We start from the raw sequence: 14045 nt of genomic DNA, 5'->3' as shown, positions 1-14045 counted from the left end.
GACTATTTGCGTACTTCGCCGTGGCCGAAAACCACGTACTTGAGCGAGGTCAGGCCTTCCAGGCCCACCGGACCGCGCGCGTGCAGCTTGTCGTTCGAGATGCCGATCTCGGCGCCAAGGCCATATTCGAAACCGTCGGCGAAACGCGTCGAGGCGTTCACCATCACCGAGGCGGAATCGACTTCGCGCAGGAAGCGCAGCGCATCGCTGTAGTCTTCCGTGATGATGGACTCCGTGTGCTTCGACGAATACCGGTTGATGTGGTCCATCGCTTCGTCGATGCCGTCGACCACCTTCACCGACAGGATGGCGGCCAGGTATTCGGTGGACCAGTCTTCCTCGGTGGCCGCTACCAGGTGCGGATAAGCGGCGGCGGCCAGGATCGCATGGCTTTCCGGATCGGCGCGCAGTTCCACCTGTTTGGTCAGGTACAGTTCGGCCAGCTGCGGCAGCACGGCCGGTGCGATGGCGCGCGCCACCAGCAGGGTTTCCATGGTGTTGCAGGTGCCGTAGCGGTGGCACTTCGCGTTGAAGCCGATATCGATCGCCTTCCGGATATCGGCCTTGGCGTCGATGAAGACGTGGCAGATGCCGTCGAGGTGCTTGATCATCGGCACGGTGGCCTCTTCCATCAGGCGCGCGATCAGGCCCTTGCCGCCGCGCGGCACGATGACGTCCACGTACTGCGGCATGGTGATCAAAGCGCCGACGGCGGCGCGGTCGGTGGTGTCGATCACTTGCACGGCATCGGCAGGCAGGCCGGCACCCAGCAAGCCCTCGGCCACCAGCTTGGCCAGCGCGCGGTTGCAGTGAATCGCTTCCGAGCCGCCGCGCAAGATCGTCGCGTTGCCGCTCTTGATGCACAGGCCGGCCGCGTCCACCGTCACGTTCGGACGCGCTTCATAGATGATGCCGATGACGCCCAGCGGCACGCGCATCTGGCCCACCTGGATGCCCGTCGGACGGAATTTCATGTTCGAGATTTCGCCGATCGGGTCGGCCAGCGACACGATTTGCGTCAAGCCTTCGACCATGGTGGCGATGGCGGCGTCGGACAGGGTCAGGCGGTCGAGCATGGCCGGCGCCAGGCCGGCGGCGGCCGCCGCATCGAGGTCGCGCTGGTTGGCCGCGCGCAGCAGATCGGCATCGCGCACGATGGCGGCGGCGATCAGGGTCAAGGCGCGGTTGCGCGTGGCGCTGTCGGCACGCGCCATGGCGCGCGAAGCGGCGCGTGCGCGCGTGCCCACGTCCTGCATATATTCTGTGATGTCCATGCTCGTATCCATATAGTAAAAAACTAGCCTCGGGCGATCTTCAGTCCCAGTTGCAGCATGGCGTCCCAGGCATCGCCTGCATAGCCCTTGGCGCGCAAACCCTTGATCATCTTGTCCACCTGCGCCGCCTGCTGCAGCGCCGCTTCCAGCACGGGCAGCGAAATGCGCCGCAGGGCCGGTTCCATCATCCGCTCGCGCGGACCCCAGATGCGGTATTCCTTCAGCAGCGCGCCCAATGGACGCCCTTGCGCCATGCCGGCCTTCAATTTTAACAGCGTGCGGATTTCCTCGGAGACGGCCCACAAGACCAGCGGCAGCGCCTCGCCCTCGCCTTTCAAGCCTTCGAGCATGCGCACCAGGCGCGCCGGGTCGCCGGCCAGCATGGCTTCGGACAGCTTGAAGACATCGTAGCGGGCCACGTTCAGCACCGCGTCCTGCACTTGTTCGTACGTCAGCTTGCCCGCTGCGTGCAGCAAGCCCAGTTTCTGGATTTCCTGGTGCGCCGCCAGCAAATTGCCTTCCACCCGTTCGGCGATGAAGTCGATGCTGGCACGCTCGGCGCTTTGCCCCTGCGCGCCCAGGCGCTGCGATATCCACGCCGGCAACTGTGCCCGTTCCACATTCGGAATGTCGATATACACGGCCGCCTGCTGCAGGCTGGCGACCCAGGCCGCCTTTTGCGTGGCCCAATCCAGCTTGGGCAAGGTGATCAGGGTCAGGTTGTCGGGACTGAGGTTTTTCGCGTAGCTTTGCAGCGCCGCGCCGCCATCCTTGCCCGGCTTGCCCGTGGGGATGCGCAGTTCGATCAGTTTTTTATCGCCGAACAGCGACAGCTCTTGGTTCGCCGCCAGCAGTTCACTCCACTTGAAGCTGCGCTCCACCGTCAGCACGTCGCGCTCGGAGTAGCCCTGCGCGCGCGCCGCGCGGCGGATCTTGTCGGCCGCTTCCAGCGCCAGCAAGTGTTCGTCGCTGGTGATCACATACAGCTGCGCCAGCGGCTTGGCCACATGCCCATCGAGCGCATCTATCCGCAATTGCATGGCGTCCCCGTTACTGCTGCGGGGCGGCCGGCGCGGCCGGCGTCACCGGCGCCACCGACATGGCCGGCAGCACCGGCTTGATGGCGGCCAGGCGGCGCATGATCTGCTGCACCAGGTCGTTGCGCATGTCGCGGTACAGCGCCGCTTCCTCGGTTTCCTTGGCCAGTACCTGCCTGTCGTCGAAGGTGATGGGGCGCACCAGGCTGATGGTCGTCGGCGCCAGCAACTGGTTGCCGGCCTTGTCCACCACGCGGAAATTGATCGAATAGCCGAGTTGATACTCTTGTACGCGGCCGCTGGTGTTCAGGGACAAAATGGTCTTGGTACGATTCATCTCCGGATCGGAGATCACTTCAAGGACGGCGTCGGCGCCATCCCTGGTATTGACCACCTCCGTGCTGCCAATGGCGCGGATATAGCGCTTCAGGCCGATCGCCAGCGGCGACGACTCGGGCAAGCCGATATACATCGTCGCGAACGGCAGCATGAAACTGCCGTTCGAACCGCGCAAGTGAAAGCCGCAGGCCGACAGCAGGACGGTCAGGCCCAACGCCAGCACGGCGCGGCGGCCCAACAGCGATACTTGAGAGGAAGTCGTCATGATTACACCACGATGCTGATTAACTTGCCTGGCACGACGATGATCTTCTTCGGCGTGGTCTCGACGTACTTCTGCACACTTTCGCACGCCAGCGCGGCCGCTTCGATGCTGGCCTTGTCCGCATCCTTGGCCACCGTGATCGAGCCGCGCAGCTTGCCGTTCACCTGGATCATCATCTCGATCTCGGACTGCTCCAGCGCTTGCGGGTCGACCTGCGGCCAGGCCACGTTCAGCAGATCGCCGTGCACGCCCGCATAGCCCAGCTCTTCCCACAAGACGTGGGTGATGTGCGGCGCGACGGGATTGAGCAGGCGCAGGAAGATCGAGAAGCCTTCGGCGATCAGCGCCTTCGACTGCGCGCTATCGTCCAGCTTGGCCGATTCCAGCGTGTTGAGCATCTTCATGCAGGCCGACACCACGGTGTTGTACTGGATGCGCTTCAAGTCGTAATCGGCTTGCTGCAGCAGCTTGTGCAATTCGCGGCGCAGGTTTTTCTGCGCGTCGCCCGTGGCCGGTGCGGCGCCGCCAGCCAGTGCGGCCTGGATCGTTGCCGACTGGGCATAGCCGAAGTTCCACACGCGGCGCAGGAAGCGGTTCGCGCCTTCGACACCGCTGCCCGACCACTCCAGCGTCTGTTCCGGCGGCGAAGCGAACATGGTGAACAGTCGGGCCGTGTCGGCGCCGTACTGCTCGATCTGCGCTTGCGGGTCGATGCCGTTGTTCTTCGACTTCGACATTTTTTCCGTGCCGCCGATTTCCACCGGCTGGCCGTCGGCCACCAGGACGGCGGACTGCGGACGGCCCTTGTCGTCGAGCGACAAGCGCACGTCGTCCGGGTTGAACCAGGTGGTCTTGCCGGCGGCGTCCTTGCGGAAGTACGTTTCGTTGAGCACCATGCCTTGCGTCAGCAGGTTGACGAACGGCTCGTCGAACTTGACCAGGCCGAAGTCGCGCATGATCTTGGTCCAGAAGCGCGCGTACAGCAAGTGCATGACGGCGTGTTCGATGCCGCCGATGTACTGGTCCATCGGCATCCAGTAATCGTTGCGCGCGTCGACCATGGCGTCGTTCGAGCCTGGCGAGGTATAGCGCATGTAGTACCACGACGAATCGACGAAGGTATCCATGGTGTCCGTCTCGCGGCGCGCCGGCTTGCCGCACTGCGGGCAGTCGCACTGCAGGAAGGCTTCATATTTGTTCAGCGGGTTGCCCGTGCCGTCCGGCACGCAGTCTTCCGGCAGCACCACCGGCAGGTCTTTTTCCGGCACCGGCACCACGCCGCAGTCGGCGCAATGGATCATCGGAATCGGCGTGCCCCAGTAGCGCTGGCGCGAAATGCCCCAGTCGCGCAGGCGGAACGTGGTTTTCTTTTCGCCCAGGCCCAGCTCCGCCAGGTCGGCGGCCACCGCATCGACGGCGGACGCAAAATGCAGGCCGTCGTATTTGCCGGAAGCGATGCAGACGCCGTCCTTGCTGCCATACGATTCCTGCCAGGCGTCCGTCGAAAATTCCTGGCCCTTGACTTCGATCACTTGCTTGATCGGCAGATTGTATTTCTTGGCAAATCCGAAATCGCGTTCGTCGTGCGCCGGCACGCCCATCACGGCGCCGTCGCCATAGGTGATCAGCACGTAGTTGCCGACCCAGACTTCCACTTGCGCGCCCGTCAGCGGATGGGTGACGAACAGGCCGGTCGGCATGCCCTTCTTTTCCATCGTTGCCATGTCTGCCTCGATCACGGAACCGAGCTTGCATTCGGCGTTGAACGCGGCCAGAGCAGGATTCGTTTGCGCGGCGTGGATGGCCAGCGGGTGTTCGGCGGCCACGGCGCAGAAGGTCACGCCCATGACGGTGTCCGGACGGGTAGTAAAGACGTACAGCTTGCCGTCGTCGATCAGGGCGCCGTTCGCGTCCTTGATCGCATGCGGGAAGGCGAAGCGCACGCCCGTCGACTTGCCGATCCAGTTGGTCTGCATGATGCGCACGCGCTCGGGCCAGCCCGGCAGCTTGTCATCGACATAGGCCAGCAGCTCTTCCGCGTAATCGGTGATACGCGCGTAGTACATGGGGATTTCGCGCTTTTCGATCAGCGCGCCGGAACGCCAGCCCTTGCCGTCGACCACTTGTTCGTTGGCCAGCACGGTCTGGTCGATCGGGTCCCAGTTCACGGTACCCGTCTTCTTGTAGATGATGCCTTTTTCCAGCATCTTGAGGAACATCCACTGGTTCCATTTGTAGTATTCGGGCTTGCAGGCGGTCATTTCGCGCGACCAGTCGATGGCCAGGCCCATCGATTCCATCTGCTGCTTCATGTGGGCGATGTTCGAATACGTCCATTGCGCAGGCGGCACGTTGTTGGCCATGGCCGCGTTTTCCGCCGGCATGCCGAACGCATCCCAGCCCATCGGCATGAGCACGTTGTAGCCGTTCATGCGCAGGTAGCGGTACATCACGTCATTGATCGTATAGTTGCGCACGTGACCCATGTGCAGCTTGCCCGAAGGGTAAGGCAGCATCGAGCAGGCAAAATACTTGCCTTTTGGGAAACGCGGGTCGTGTTCGACGGCTTTATAGGCGTCGATCGCCTTCCAGTGCGATTGGGCGGCTTGTTCGACGTCGGCGGGACTATATTTATCTTGCATGATGTGCGGCCAATAGTGGATATGAACCGAGCATTATACTGGTTGTCGCCGCCCGATAGCGCGGCGCGCTGGCGGCCCGGGCCGGCAAATTTTGGCAAGCGCACAATTATGCTGTGTAATATATGGGCAATCTTGTTCTTTGCATCAAAGCTGGCCATGATCGTCTACCAGGAATATCCGCCCCTCCCCGCCCTGCGCCCCTGGCTGGACTGCGTCTGGACCTGCCGCGTGCAGACGGGCGCCACGCCCTTCACGCACCAGGTCTTGCCCGACAATTGCATCGATATTCTGTGCCAGGACCAGCAGGACGCCAGCTTTGCCGTCGGCATGATGAGGGCGCCGATTGCCGTCGTCAGCCAGGGCCTGGTGCAGACGGTGGCGGCCCGCTTCAAGCCGGGCGCGGCGGCCAGCTTCTTCCAGCTGCCCTTGTGCGAACTGAGCGATGGCCGCACGGGATTGCAGCAGCTGTGGGGCCGCGAGCTGGCGGCGCGCCTGGGCGACGCGCTATGGTGCGAGCCCTTGAGCAATGCACAAAGGGTTTCTATTTTGCAAGAATATCTGCTGCTGCGCCTGCGCACCGCGCCGCCACGGCGCCAGGCCGGCGCGGCCGAACATGCCATCGCGGCCATTGAGGCGGCATCGGGGCAGGTGCGCGTGGATGGCCTGGCGCAGCAGCTGGGCGTGTCGCGCCAGCACCTGGCGCTGCAATTTCGCCAGCAAGTGGGCATCAGCCCGAAGCTGTTTGCCCGCATCTGCCGTTTCCGCGCCGCCAGCCAGGCCATGCAAAGCGTGGCGGGACAGCAGGACTGGGCGCAGGTGGCCTTGCAATATGGTTATTTCGACCAGTCGCACCTGATCCACGACTTCCAGGAATTCGCCCGCAGCTCGCCCGACGCGTGGCTGACGGGCCGGCGCGCGTGAGCACCTTCCATTTTTCCAATCGCCACGCGCACGCCGGTGGCATGATGGCGTTATTCTTCATTCACCAGGAGCAGAACATGATCAAGGGCTTACGCACCGTCACCTATCCCGTCCCCGACCTGGACAAGGCCAAAGCCTGGTACAGCCAGGTATTCGGCACGGCACCGTATTTCGACCAGCCGTTCTATGTCGGCTTTGCCATCGGCGGCTTCGAGCTGGGCCTGCTGCCGGACGGCCAGCCTGGCACGCAGGGCAGCGTGACTTACTGGGGCGTGGATGGCATCGAGCAGGAAGTCGAACGCATCGTGGCGCTGGGTGGCAGCCTGCACCATCCGATCACGGACGTGGGCGACGGCATCCGCACGGTGGAATTGCTCGACCCCTTCGGCAACCAGATCGGCCTGATCGACAATCCCCACTTCGATACGGCCAAGGTCGTCTAGGCCGCCTCGTCTTGCAGCCATACGCGGAACTGCTGCAAGGCCAGTTTTTCATGTGCCGCCTCGGGCGTGATCAGGTAATACGCGCGCTGGCCGCGCAGTGGGCGCTCGCATGCGATGCGCAGCTCGCCGCGCGCCAGTTCCGCTTCGACCAGCATACGGGGCAGCAAGACCACGCCCTGCCCCTGCACGGCCGCCATGGCCAGCATGGAAAACAACTCATAGCGGGCGCCGTAGCGCGCCAGTTCCCCATCGACCTGCATGGCGTCAAACCACTGGCGCCAGGCGCCCGGGCGCGTACTTTGCTGCAACAAGGTCAGTTCCAATAAATCCTGCGGCTGCCAGGCGCTGCGCGCCGCCAACAGGCGCGGGCTGGCGACGGGCACGATTTCTTCGTGCATGAGCAAGGTGGCGCGCGTGCCGGGCCAGCGCGCCAGCTGCTCGGGCGTGCCCGCGTACAAGGCGCCATCGTATTCCGTATCGGCAAACATGAACGGTTTTGTATAGGCATCGATATGCACGACGATATCGGGGTGCAAACCGGCCAGCGACGACAGCCGCGGCATCAGCCAGCGCGTGGCAAACGTGGGCACGGACGCGAGCTGCAGCGCCCCGCCGCCGCCCTGGCGCGCCATGGTGTCAAGCGTGTCGCGCTCCAGGCCATCGAGGCGGGCCGCAATCTGCCGCGCATATGCGGCACCGGCGCTGGTCAGCAGCACGCCATGGCGCGTGCGCTGGAACAGTTGCACGCCGAGAAAGATTTCCAGGGAGGATATCTGCCGCGACACGGCGCTTTGCGTCAGCGACAGTTCGCGCGCCGCATGCGTGTAGCTCTGGTGGCGCGCGGCCGCTTCGAAACAATTTAGCGCTTGCAGCATGGGAATTTTGCGTGACATGGGGGTATCGGGCCGGTGAAAGGCTCCAGTATGCCGCAAGATATGCGCATCACGCATGTCTGGGTGCAAAAAAATCGTTTGCGCAAGGCTAGGCAAAAACCTACCATGAGCCATATTCAATCTTGCGCCGATCACCGGCGCTCACCTGCGAGGCCTGTGATGAGCAAAACCGTATTCGACTGGAATTCCCCCCTGCTGCTGGAAGAACAACTGACGGGCGACGAACGCGCCGTGCTGGAAGCGGCCCGCGACTATTGCCAGGGCAGCCTGGTGCCGCGCGTGCTTGAATCGTTCCGCCATGGCCGCACGGACGCCGCCATCTTCCGCGAAATGGGCGAGCTGGGCTTGCTGGGCACGACGATACCCGAAGAATACGGCGGCGCCGGCCTGAACTACGTCTGCTACGGCCTGGCCGCGCGCGAAGTCGAGCGCGTCGATTCGGGCTACCGCTCGATGATGAGCGTGCAATCATCGCTGGTGATGGTGCCGATCAATGCCTTCGGCAACGAAGAAACCAAGCAGAAATACCTGCCGAAACTGGCAACGGGCGAATTCATCGGCTGCTTCGGCCTGACGGAACCGAACCACGGCTCCGACCCGGGCAGCATGGTCACGCGCGCGCGCAAGGTGCCGGGCGGCTACAGTATCTCCGGCGCCAAGATGTGGATCACCAACAGCCCGATTGCCGACGTGTTCGTTGTCTGGGCCAAGGACGATGAAGGCGCGATCCGCGGCTTCGTGCTGGAAAAAGGCTGGAAAGGTCTGTCGGCGCCGGAAATCCACGGCAAGGTGGGCTTGCGTACCAGCATCACCGGCGAAATCGTCATGGATGAAGTATTTTGCCCGGAAGAAAACGCCTTCCCCGACGTGCGCGGCCTGAAAGGTCCATTTACTTGCCTGAACAGCGCCCGCTACGGCATCGCCTGGGGCGCGCTGGGCGCGGCCGAAGACTGCTACCTGAAGGCGCGCCAGTACACGATGGACCGCCAGCAATTCGGCCGCCCATTGGCTGCGAACCAGCTGGTGCAAAAGAAACTGGCCGACATGCTGACGGAAATCACCATGGGCTTGCAAGGGTGCTTGCGCCTGGGCCGCATGAAGGATGAGGGCTCGCCCGCCGTAGAAATCACGTCCATCATGAAACGCAACAGCTGCGGCAAGGCACTGGACATCGCCCGCATGGCGCGCGACATGATGGGCGGCAACGGCATTTCCGACGAATTCGGCGTCATCCGCCACCTGGTCAACCTGGAAGTGGTGAACACCTATGAAGGCACGCACGATGTGCACGCGCTGATCATCGGCCGCGCCATCACCGGCATCGCCGCCTTCAGCAACTGATGGACGCCCTGGCTTCCACCCTGCGGCCCGCGCCGTTGAGCGGCTTGCGCGTGCTCGACCTGTCGCGCGTGCTGGCCGGCCCGTGGGCCGGACAAATGCTGGCCGACCTCGGCGCCGACGTCGTCAAGGTCGAGCAGCCGGGACGCGGCGACGACACGCGCTCCTGGGGTCCGCCGTATCTGAAAGACGCGGACGGCCGCGATACGGCCGAGGCTGCCTACTTCCAGTGCGCCAACCGCAACAAGCGCTCCTTGTGCATCGACCTGGCTGCCCCTGAAGGGCAAGCCCTGGTGCGCAAGCTGGCCGCCGAATCGGACGTGCTGCTGGAAAATTTCAAGCTCGATGGTTTGAAGCAATACGGCCTCGATGCGGCGAGCTTGCTGGCGCTCAACCCGCGCCTCGTCTACTGCTCCATCACGGGTTTCGGCCAGGATGGGCCGTATGCGGCGCGCGCCGGCTATGACTTCTTAATCCAGGGCATGGGCGGCTTGATGAGCATCACGGGCGTGCCCGATGGCCAGCCGGGCGCCGGACCGCAAAAAGTGGGTGTGGCGCAGACGGACATCCTGACGGGCCTGTACGCCACCATCGCCGTGCAGGCCGCATTGGCCGAACGCGAGCGCTCGGGCCTGGGCCAGCATATCGACCTGGCCCTGCTCGACGTGCAAGTGGCCGCGCTGGGCAACCAGGCCGCCAACTACTTGTGCGGGGGCAAGGTGCCGCAGCGCATGGGCAACGCGCATCCGAACATTGTTCCGTATCAAGACTTTCCCACGGCCGATGGCGACATGATTCTGGCGATCGGCAACGATGGACAGTTTTCGCGTTTTTGCGCCGTCGCCGGCCACCCGGAATGGGCGCAGGACGAACGCTTCGCCACCAACCCGCAGCGCGTGGCGCACCGGGCGGTGTTGATACCGTTGATGCGCCAGACCACGGTCATGCGCACGACGGCAGAGTGGATCAGCGCGTTCGAGGCGCAAGCCGTGCCGTGCGGCCCCGTCAACCGCATCGACCAGGTCTTTGCCGACCCGCAAGTGGTGGCGCGTGGCTTGAAAGTGGAGATGCCGCATCCGACGGCGGGCACGGTGGCGCTGGTGGCCAATCCCGTGCGCCTGTCCGGCTCGCCGGTGCAATACCGCTTGCCGCCGCCCTTGCTGGGGCAGCATACGGACGAGGTATTGCAGCAGTGGCTGGGGTTGGACGGTGCGGAGATTGACGGCTTGCGTGAGCGCAAGGTGGTGTAAATGTTGGTCGTCTGGACGTAGGTCGGATTGGCGCTTGCGCGCAGTCCGACCTGCACAGCCAACAATGTTGTCGGATTACGGCCCGCAGGGCCTAATCCGACCTACCATTCCATTCCATTCACTTGAGTACCAGTTTCAATGCCGGTTTTTCACCGTAATCGTCATAGCGCTCATTGATGCCGGCGATGCAAAACGTGATTTCTTCCAGCAAATCAGGCACTTGCGCCTTCATCGCGTCAGCGTCCTGTACCACGATGTCCAGCACTTCGTTCGGTTTCAAACGGAACTGCGTCATGTTTTCATCGTCGCGCAGGTAGCTGAGGCAATCGACCCAGGCATCCATGCTGTTGCCGTAGAACGCGGGGAAACCGAAGGCTTGCACGCATTGCGCGTGAAAGCTCGCTTCATCGGTGATGTCTTTTCCATTCAGGATGGCTGTGGCCATAGTCTTCCTCAGTTCTTCAGCGACAGCACATCCTGCATGTCGAACAGGCCCGTCGGCTTGTCGGCCAGGAAACGCGCGGCGCGCAGGGCGCCGTGGGCGTAGGTGACGCGGCTGCTCGATTTGTGGCTGATCTCGATGCGCTCGCCGATGCCGGCAAACAGCACCGTATGGTCGCCGACGATATCGCCGCCGCGGATGGTGGCAAAGCCGATGGTCGACGGATCGCGTTCGCCCGTCACACCTTCGCGGCCGTACACGGCGCATTCCTTCAGGTCGCGGCCCAGGGCGCCGGCCACCACTTCACCCATTTGCAGGGCCGTGCCCGACGGCGCATCGACCTTGAAGCGGTGATGCGCTTCGATGATTTCGATGTCGTAGCCTTCGGACAGGCTTTTCGCGGCCAGTTCCAGCAGCTTCATGGTGACATTCACGCCCACGCTCATGTTCGGCGCGAACATGATCGCCGTCTTTTCGGCGGCGGCGGCAATGGCGGCCTTGCCCGCGTCATCAAAACCGGTGGTGCCGATGATCATCTTGATGCCATGCTCGGCGCAATACGCCAGGTGCTGCAAAGTGCCTTCGGGGCGCGTGAAGTCGATCAGGTAATCGGCATTGGCCAGGCCGGTGGCAAGGTCCGACTCGATCAGCACGCCGGCAGGCTTGCCGAGAAAGGCGGCGGCATCCTGGCCGACGGTCGGCGAGCCGGCGCGGTCGAGGGCGCCGGTCAGCACGGCGTCGGGCGCGTTGCTGACCGCTTCGATCAGGATATGGCCCATGCGGCCGCTGGCGCCAGCGATGGCAATTTTCAGTTCAGTCATTTTATTCTCTTACAACAACTTATTTGGTGGGTTCGGCGGCAGGCGTCGGTGCTGGCTCGGCGGCAGGCGCCGTTGCTGGTGCTGGTGCAACGTCAGGCTTGCTCACAGGAATGGCAGGAGCGGCATCGGCCGGCACGGGCACGGCGCTCGGCGCCACGGGCGATGGCACGACGGCGGCAGGCACGTCGGCCTTGGCGACCTTGGCGAATGGCGACGGGCCGGCGATGCGGTCGATATATTCTTTCTCCGTCGGCAAGTTGCCGCCTTCGAAACGTTCAACCTTGCCATCCTTGCCGAAGTACACGACCACGCGGCTGCTGGTGGTTTCGCCACTGCCCCGCGCCAGACGGAATGGATAATCCCAGCGGTCGGCATGGAAGATATCGGTCAGCAGCGAAGTGCCGAGGACGAAACGCACCTGGTCGCGCGTCATGCCTACTTTCAACTGGGCCAGCATCTCTTCGGAGACAAAGTTGCCTTGTTGAATGTCAGGACGGTAGGGCGAGAAAAACCACATGAATTTTTGCAGCGGCGTAATGGTGGTCGTTTGTGCGCCCTGTTCGGGAACCAGTTCCTTGCCTTCTTTTTGAGCAGCTGCCGGCTTTTCGCCAAGAATGCCACGGTTGGCGCAGCCGGACACGGCCAGCGCGACACAGACCATGCCTGCCACGACTGGTGCTCGAAATGAAATACGGTGCCAGAGAGATGGCAATACAGCCGGGGTTACGCGCATAAATGACCTCAATTGGATGAACAAAACGCCAGGAGTGACCGGCCCGCCAAAAAAAAGCATATTTTGGCACTCCCCGACAAAACGCTATATGATAAAGCACCTGACCCACATACGAGCAACAAACATGAGTAACAATCCTAGTGATCTCAAGGCAAGCGGCCTGAAAGCCACCCTGCCACGGCTGAAGATACTCGATATCTTCCAGAGTAGCCCGGTACGCCACCTGACCGCGGAAGACGTCTACAAGATTCTGCTGGCCGACAATATGGATGTCGGCTTGGCAACTGTCTACCGTGTCCTCACGCAATTCGAACAAGCCGGCTTGCTTAACCGCAACCATTTTGAAACCGGCAAGGCGATTTTCGAACTCAACGAAGGCTCCCACCATGACCACCTGGTGTGCCTCGACTGTGGCCGGGTCGAAGAATTCTTCGACGAAGAAATCGAAATCCGCCAGCAAAAAGTGGCCGAAGAGCGCGGCTTCAAGATCGCCGAACACGCCCTGGCCATCTACGGCAACTGCACCAAGACAGCTTGCCCGCACAAAACAGCCTGACCCACGCCGGCCGTTCCCGCAAGGGGCCGGCCGGCGCAGCATTGAACCGCATCAATGATGGCTGAGCGCGCTCGACAGCAGCTTGGCCGTGATGTCGACGATCGGGATAACGCGCTCGTAAGCCATGCGCGTCGGTCCAATCACTCCCAACGTTCCCACGATCTTGCCGTTGACTTCATACGGCGCCGTCACCACGCTCATCTCATCCATCGGCACCAGGTTCGATTCGCCGCCGATGAAAATCTGCACGCCCGTCGCCTTGCTCGACACGTCGAGCAGCTGCATCAAGCCCGTCTTTTGCTCGAACATGTCGAACATCTGGCGCAGCGAATGCATATTCGATGACAGATCGCTCACGCTGAGCAAGTTGCGCTCGCCGGAAATGACCATGTCGTCGCTATGGTCGGCCATCGCTTCGCTGCCCGCTTCCACGGCCGCCTGCATCAGGCTGCCCATGTCGTCGCGCAACTGGCGCAATTCACCCTGCAGACGCACGCGCACGGCGTCGAACGACAGGCCGCCGTAATTCTGGTTGATGTAATTGGCCGATTGCACCAGTTGCGCCGGCGTATAGTCGGCCTCCGTCAGCAATAAACGGTTCTGCACATCGCCGCCGGGAGCCACGATAACGAGCAGGATGCGTTTTTCGGACAGGCGCAGGAATTCGATTTGCTGGAATACGGATTCGCGGCGCGGGCTGAGCACGACGCCGGCGAACTGCGACAGCGACGACAGCATCTGCGCCGCGTTGGCGATGGTTTTTTGCGGCTGCGGCGTCTGCAGGCGCATGCGCGACTCCACCATGTGCTCGTCCAGGTGCCGGACGGTCAGCAAGGTGTCGACAAAGATGCGGTAGCCGCGCGGCGTGGGGATGCGTCCGGCCGAGGTATGCGGACTGGACACATAACCGAGCTCTTCCAGGTCGGCCATGATGTTGCGGATCGTGGCCGGCGACAGGTCGAGGCCGGAAATTTTCGACAAGGCGCGCGAACCGACCGGCAGGCCGTCGGCGATATATCGCTCGACCAGGGCTTTCAGCAGTGTTTGGGCACGTGTATCGAGTTGCATGGTGTCTTAGGTAAGCAAATATT

The 14045-nt window shown here is 62.8% G+C and carries 14 protein-coding genes; 5 read left to right on the top strand and 9 right to left on the bottom strand.

Annotated features, from left to right (window positions below; genetic code table 11):
• Window positions 1-2 precede the first annotated feature (2 nt).
• Genes AC1Q6X_RS13630 through leuS form a run of 4 tightly spaced genes read right to left on the bottom strand, consistent with a single transcriptional unit; the run spans window position 3 to window position 5557 of the window.
• Entirely contained in the window at window positions 3-1286 is a 1284-nt protein-coding gene (locus AC1Q6X_RS13630; protein ID WP_492497566.1) for a glutamate-5-semialdehyde dehydrogenase, read from the bottom strand.
• Between the two features lie 11 nt (window positions 1287-1297).
• Window positions 1298-2314: a DNA polymerase III subunit delta gene (gene holA / locus AC1Q6X_RS13625; RefSeq protein ID WP_492497564.1), complete on the bottom strand. Its 1017-nt coding sequence runs from the start codon at window positions 2312-2314 to the stop codon at window positions 1298-1300.
• Between the two features lie 10 nt (window positions 2315-2324).
• Window positions 2325-2915, bottom strand: coding sequence for an LPS-assembly lipoprotein LptE (locus AC1Q6X_RS13620; RefSeq protein ID WP_492419653.1), 591 nt, complete (start codon window positions 2913-2915; stop codon window positions 2325-2327).
• Between the two features lie 2 nt (window positions 2916-2917).
• On the bottom strand, window positions 2918-5557 hold the full coding sequence (gene leuS, locus AC1Q6X_RS13615) for a leucine--tRNA ligase (protein WP_492497562.1): 2640 nt from the start codon (window positions 5555-5557) through the stop codon (window positions 2918-2920).
• A gap of 132 nt (window positions 5558-5689) precedes the next feature.
• Here leuS and AC1Q6X_RS13610 point away from each other — a divergent pair, with 132 nt between their 5' ends.
• Both AC1Q6X_RS13610 and AC1Q6X_RS13605 read left to right on the top strand, forming a co-directional pair.
• On the top strand, window positions 5690-6478 hold the full coding sequence (locus AC1Q6X_RS13610; protein WP_492497560.1) for a DUF6597 domain-containing transcriptional factor: 789 nt from the start codon (window positions 5690-5692) through the stop codon (window positions 6476-6478).
• Window positions 6479-6555: 77 nt separating this feature from the next.
• Entirely contained in the window at window positions 6556-6921 is a 366-nt protein-coding gene (locus AC1Q6X_RS13605; protein WP_070220761.1) for a VOC family protein, read from the top strand.
• Here AC1Q6X_RS13605 and AC1Q6X_RS13600 read toward each other — a convergent pair.
• The gene (locus AC1Q6X_RS13600) at window positions 6918-7814 is read right to left on the bottom strand and encodes a LysR substrate-binding domain-containing protein (RefSeq protein ID WP_492497558.1); all 897 of its coding nucleotides are present in this window, start codon (window positions 7812-7814) and stop codon (window positions 6918-6920) included. The genes AC1Q6X_RS13605 and AC1Q6X_RS13600 overlap by 4 nt on opposite strands.
• 159 nt (window positions 7815-7973) lie before the next feature.
• Between AC1Q6X_RS13600 and AC1Q6X_RS13595 the strand changes: the two genes are divergently transcribed.
• Both AC1Q6X_RS13595 and AC1Q6X_RS13590 read left to right on the top strand, forming a co-directional pair.
• On the top strand, window positions 7974-9155 hold the full coding sequence (locus tag AC1Q6X_RS13595) for an acyl-CoA dehydrogenase (protein WP_070220528.1): 1182 nt from the start codon (window positions 7974-7976) through the stop codon (window positions 9153-9155).
• Window positions 9155-10402, top strand: a complete 1248-nt coding sequence (locus AC1Q6X_RS13590) for a CaiB/BaiF CoA transferase family protein (RefSeq protein ID WP_492419650.1) — start codon at window positions 9155-9157, stop codon at window positions 10400-10402. Before AC1Q6X_RS13595 ends, AC1Q6X_RS13590 begins: the two co-directional genes overlap by 1 nt.
• Window positions 10403-10520: 118 nt before the next feature.
• Here AC1Q6X_RS13590 and AC1Q6X_RS13585 read toward each other — a convergent pair whose 3' ends face one another.
• The 3 genes from AC1Q6X_RS13585 to AC1Q6X_RS13575 are packed head-to-tail and all read right to left on the bottom strand — an operon-like array spanning window position 10521 to window position 12326.
• Complete coding sequence (locus AC1Q6X_RS13585; RefSeq protein ID WP_070220532.1) at window positions 10521-10847, bottom strand: barstar family protein; 327 nt, start codon at window positions 10845-10847, stop codon at window positions 10521-10523.
• Window positions 10848-10855: 8 nt separating this feature from the next.
• A complete protein-coding gene (gene dapB, locus AC1Q6X_RS13580) occupies window positions 10856-11665 on the bottom strand; it encodes a 4-hydroxy-tetrahydrodipicolinate reductase (RefSeq protein ID WP_492497555.1) in 810 nt (269 codons plus the stop codon).
• A 19-nt stretch (window positions 11666-11684) separates the two neighbouring features.
• On the bottom strand, window positions 11685-12326 hold the full coding sequence (locus tag AC1Q6X_RS13575) for an outer membrane protein assembly factor BamE (protein ID WP_070220536.1): 642 nt from the start codon (window positions 12324-12326) through the stop codon (window positions 11685-11687).
• A 196-nt stretch (window positions 12327-12522) separates the two neighbouring features.
• Here AC1Q6X_RS13575 and fur point away from each other — a divergent pair, with 196 nt between their 5' ends.
• Window positions 12523-12954: a ferric iron uptake transcriptional regulator gene (gene fur / locus AC1Q6X_RS13570; protein WP_034745717.1), complete on the top strand. Its 432-nt coding sequence runs from the start codon at window positions 12523-12525 to the stop codon at window positions 12952-12954.
• Between the two features lie 51 nt (window positions 12955-13005).
• Here the strand turns inward: fur and hrcA are convergent, their stop codons facing one another.
• Window positions 13006-14022, bottom strand: coding sequence for a heat-inducible transcriptional repressor HrcA (gene hrcA, locus AC1Q6X_RS13565; protein WP_035822689.1), 1017 nt, complete (start codon window positions 14020-14022; stop codon window positions 13006-13008).
• Between the last annotated feature and the right edge of the window lie 23 nt (window positions 14023-14045).

The organism is Janthinobacterium sp. GW823-FHT06H09, from assembly GCF_058794735.1.
This window is presented reverse-complemented; position numbering and strand designations above follow the sequence as displayed.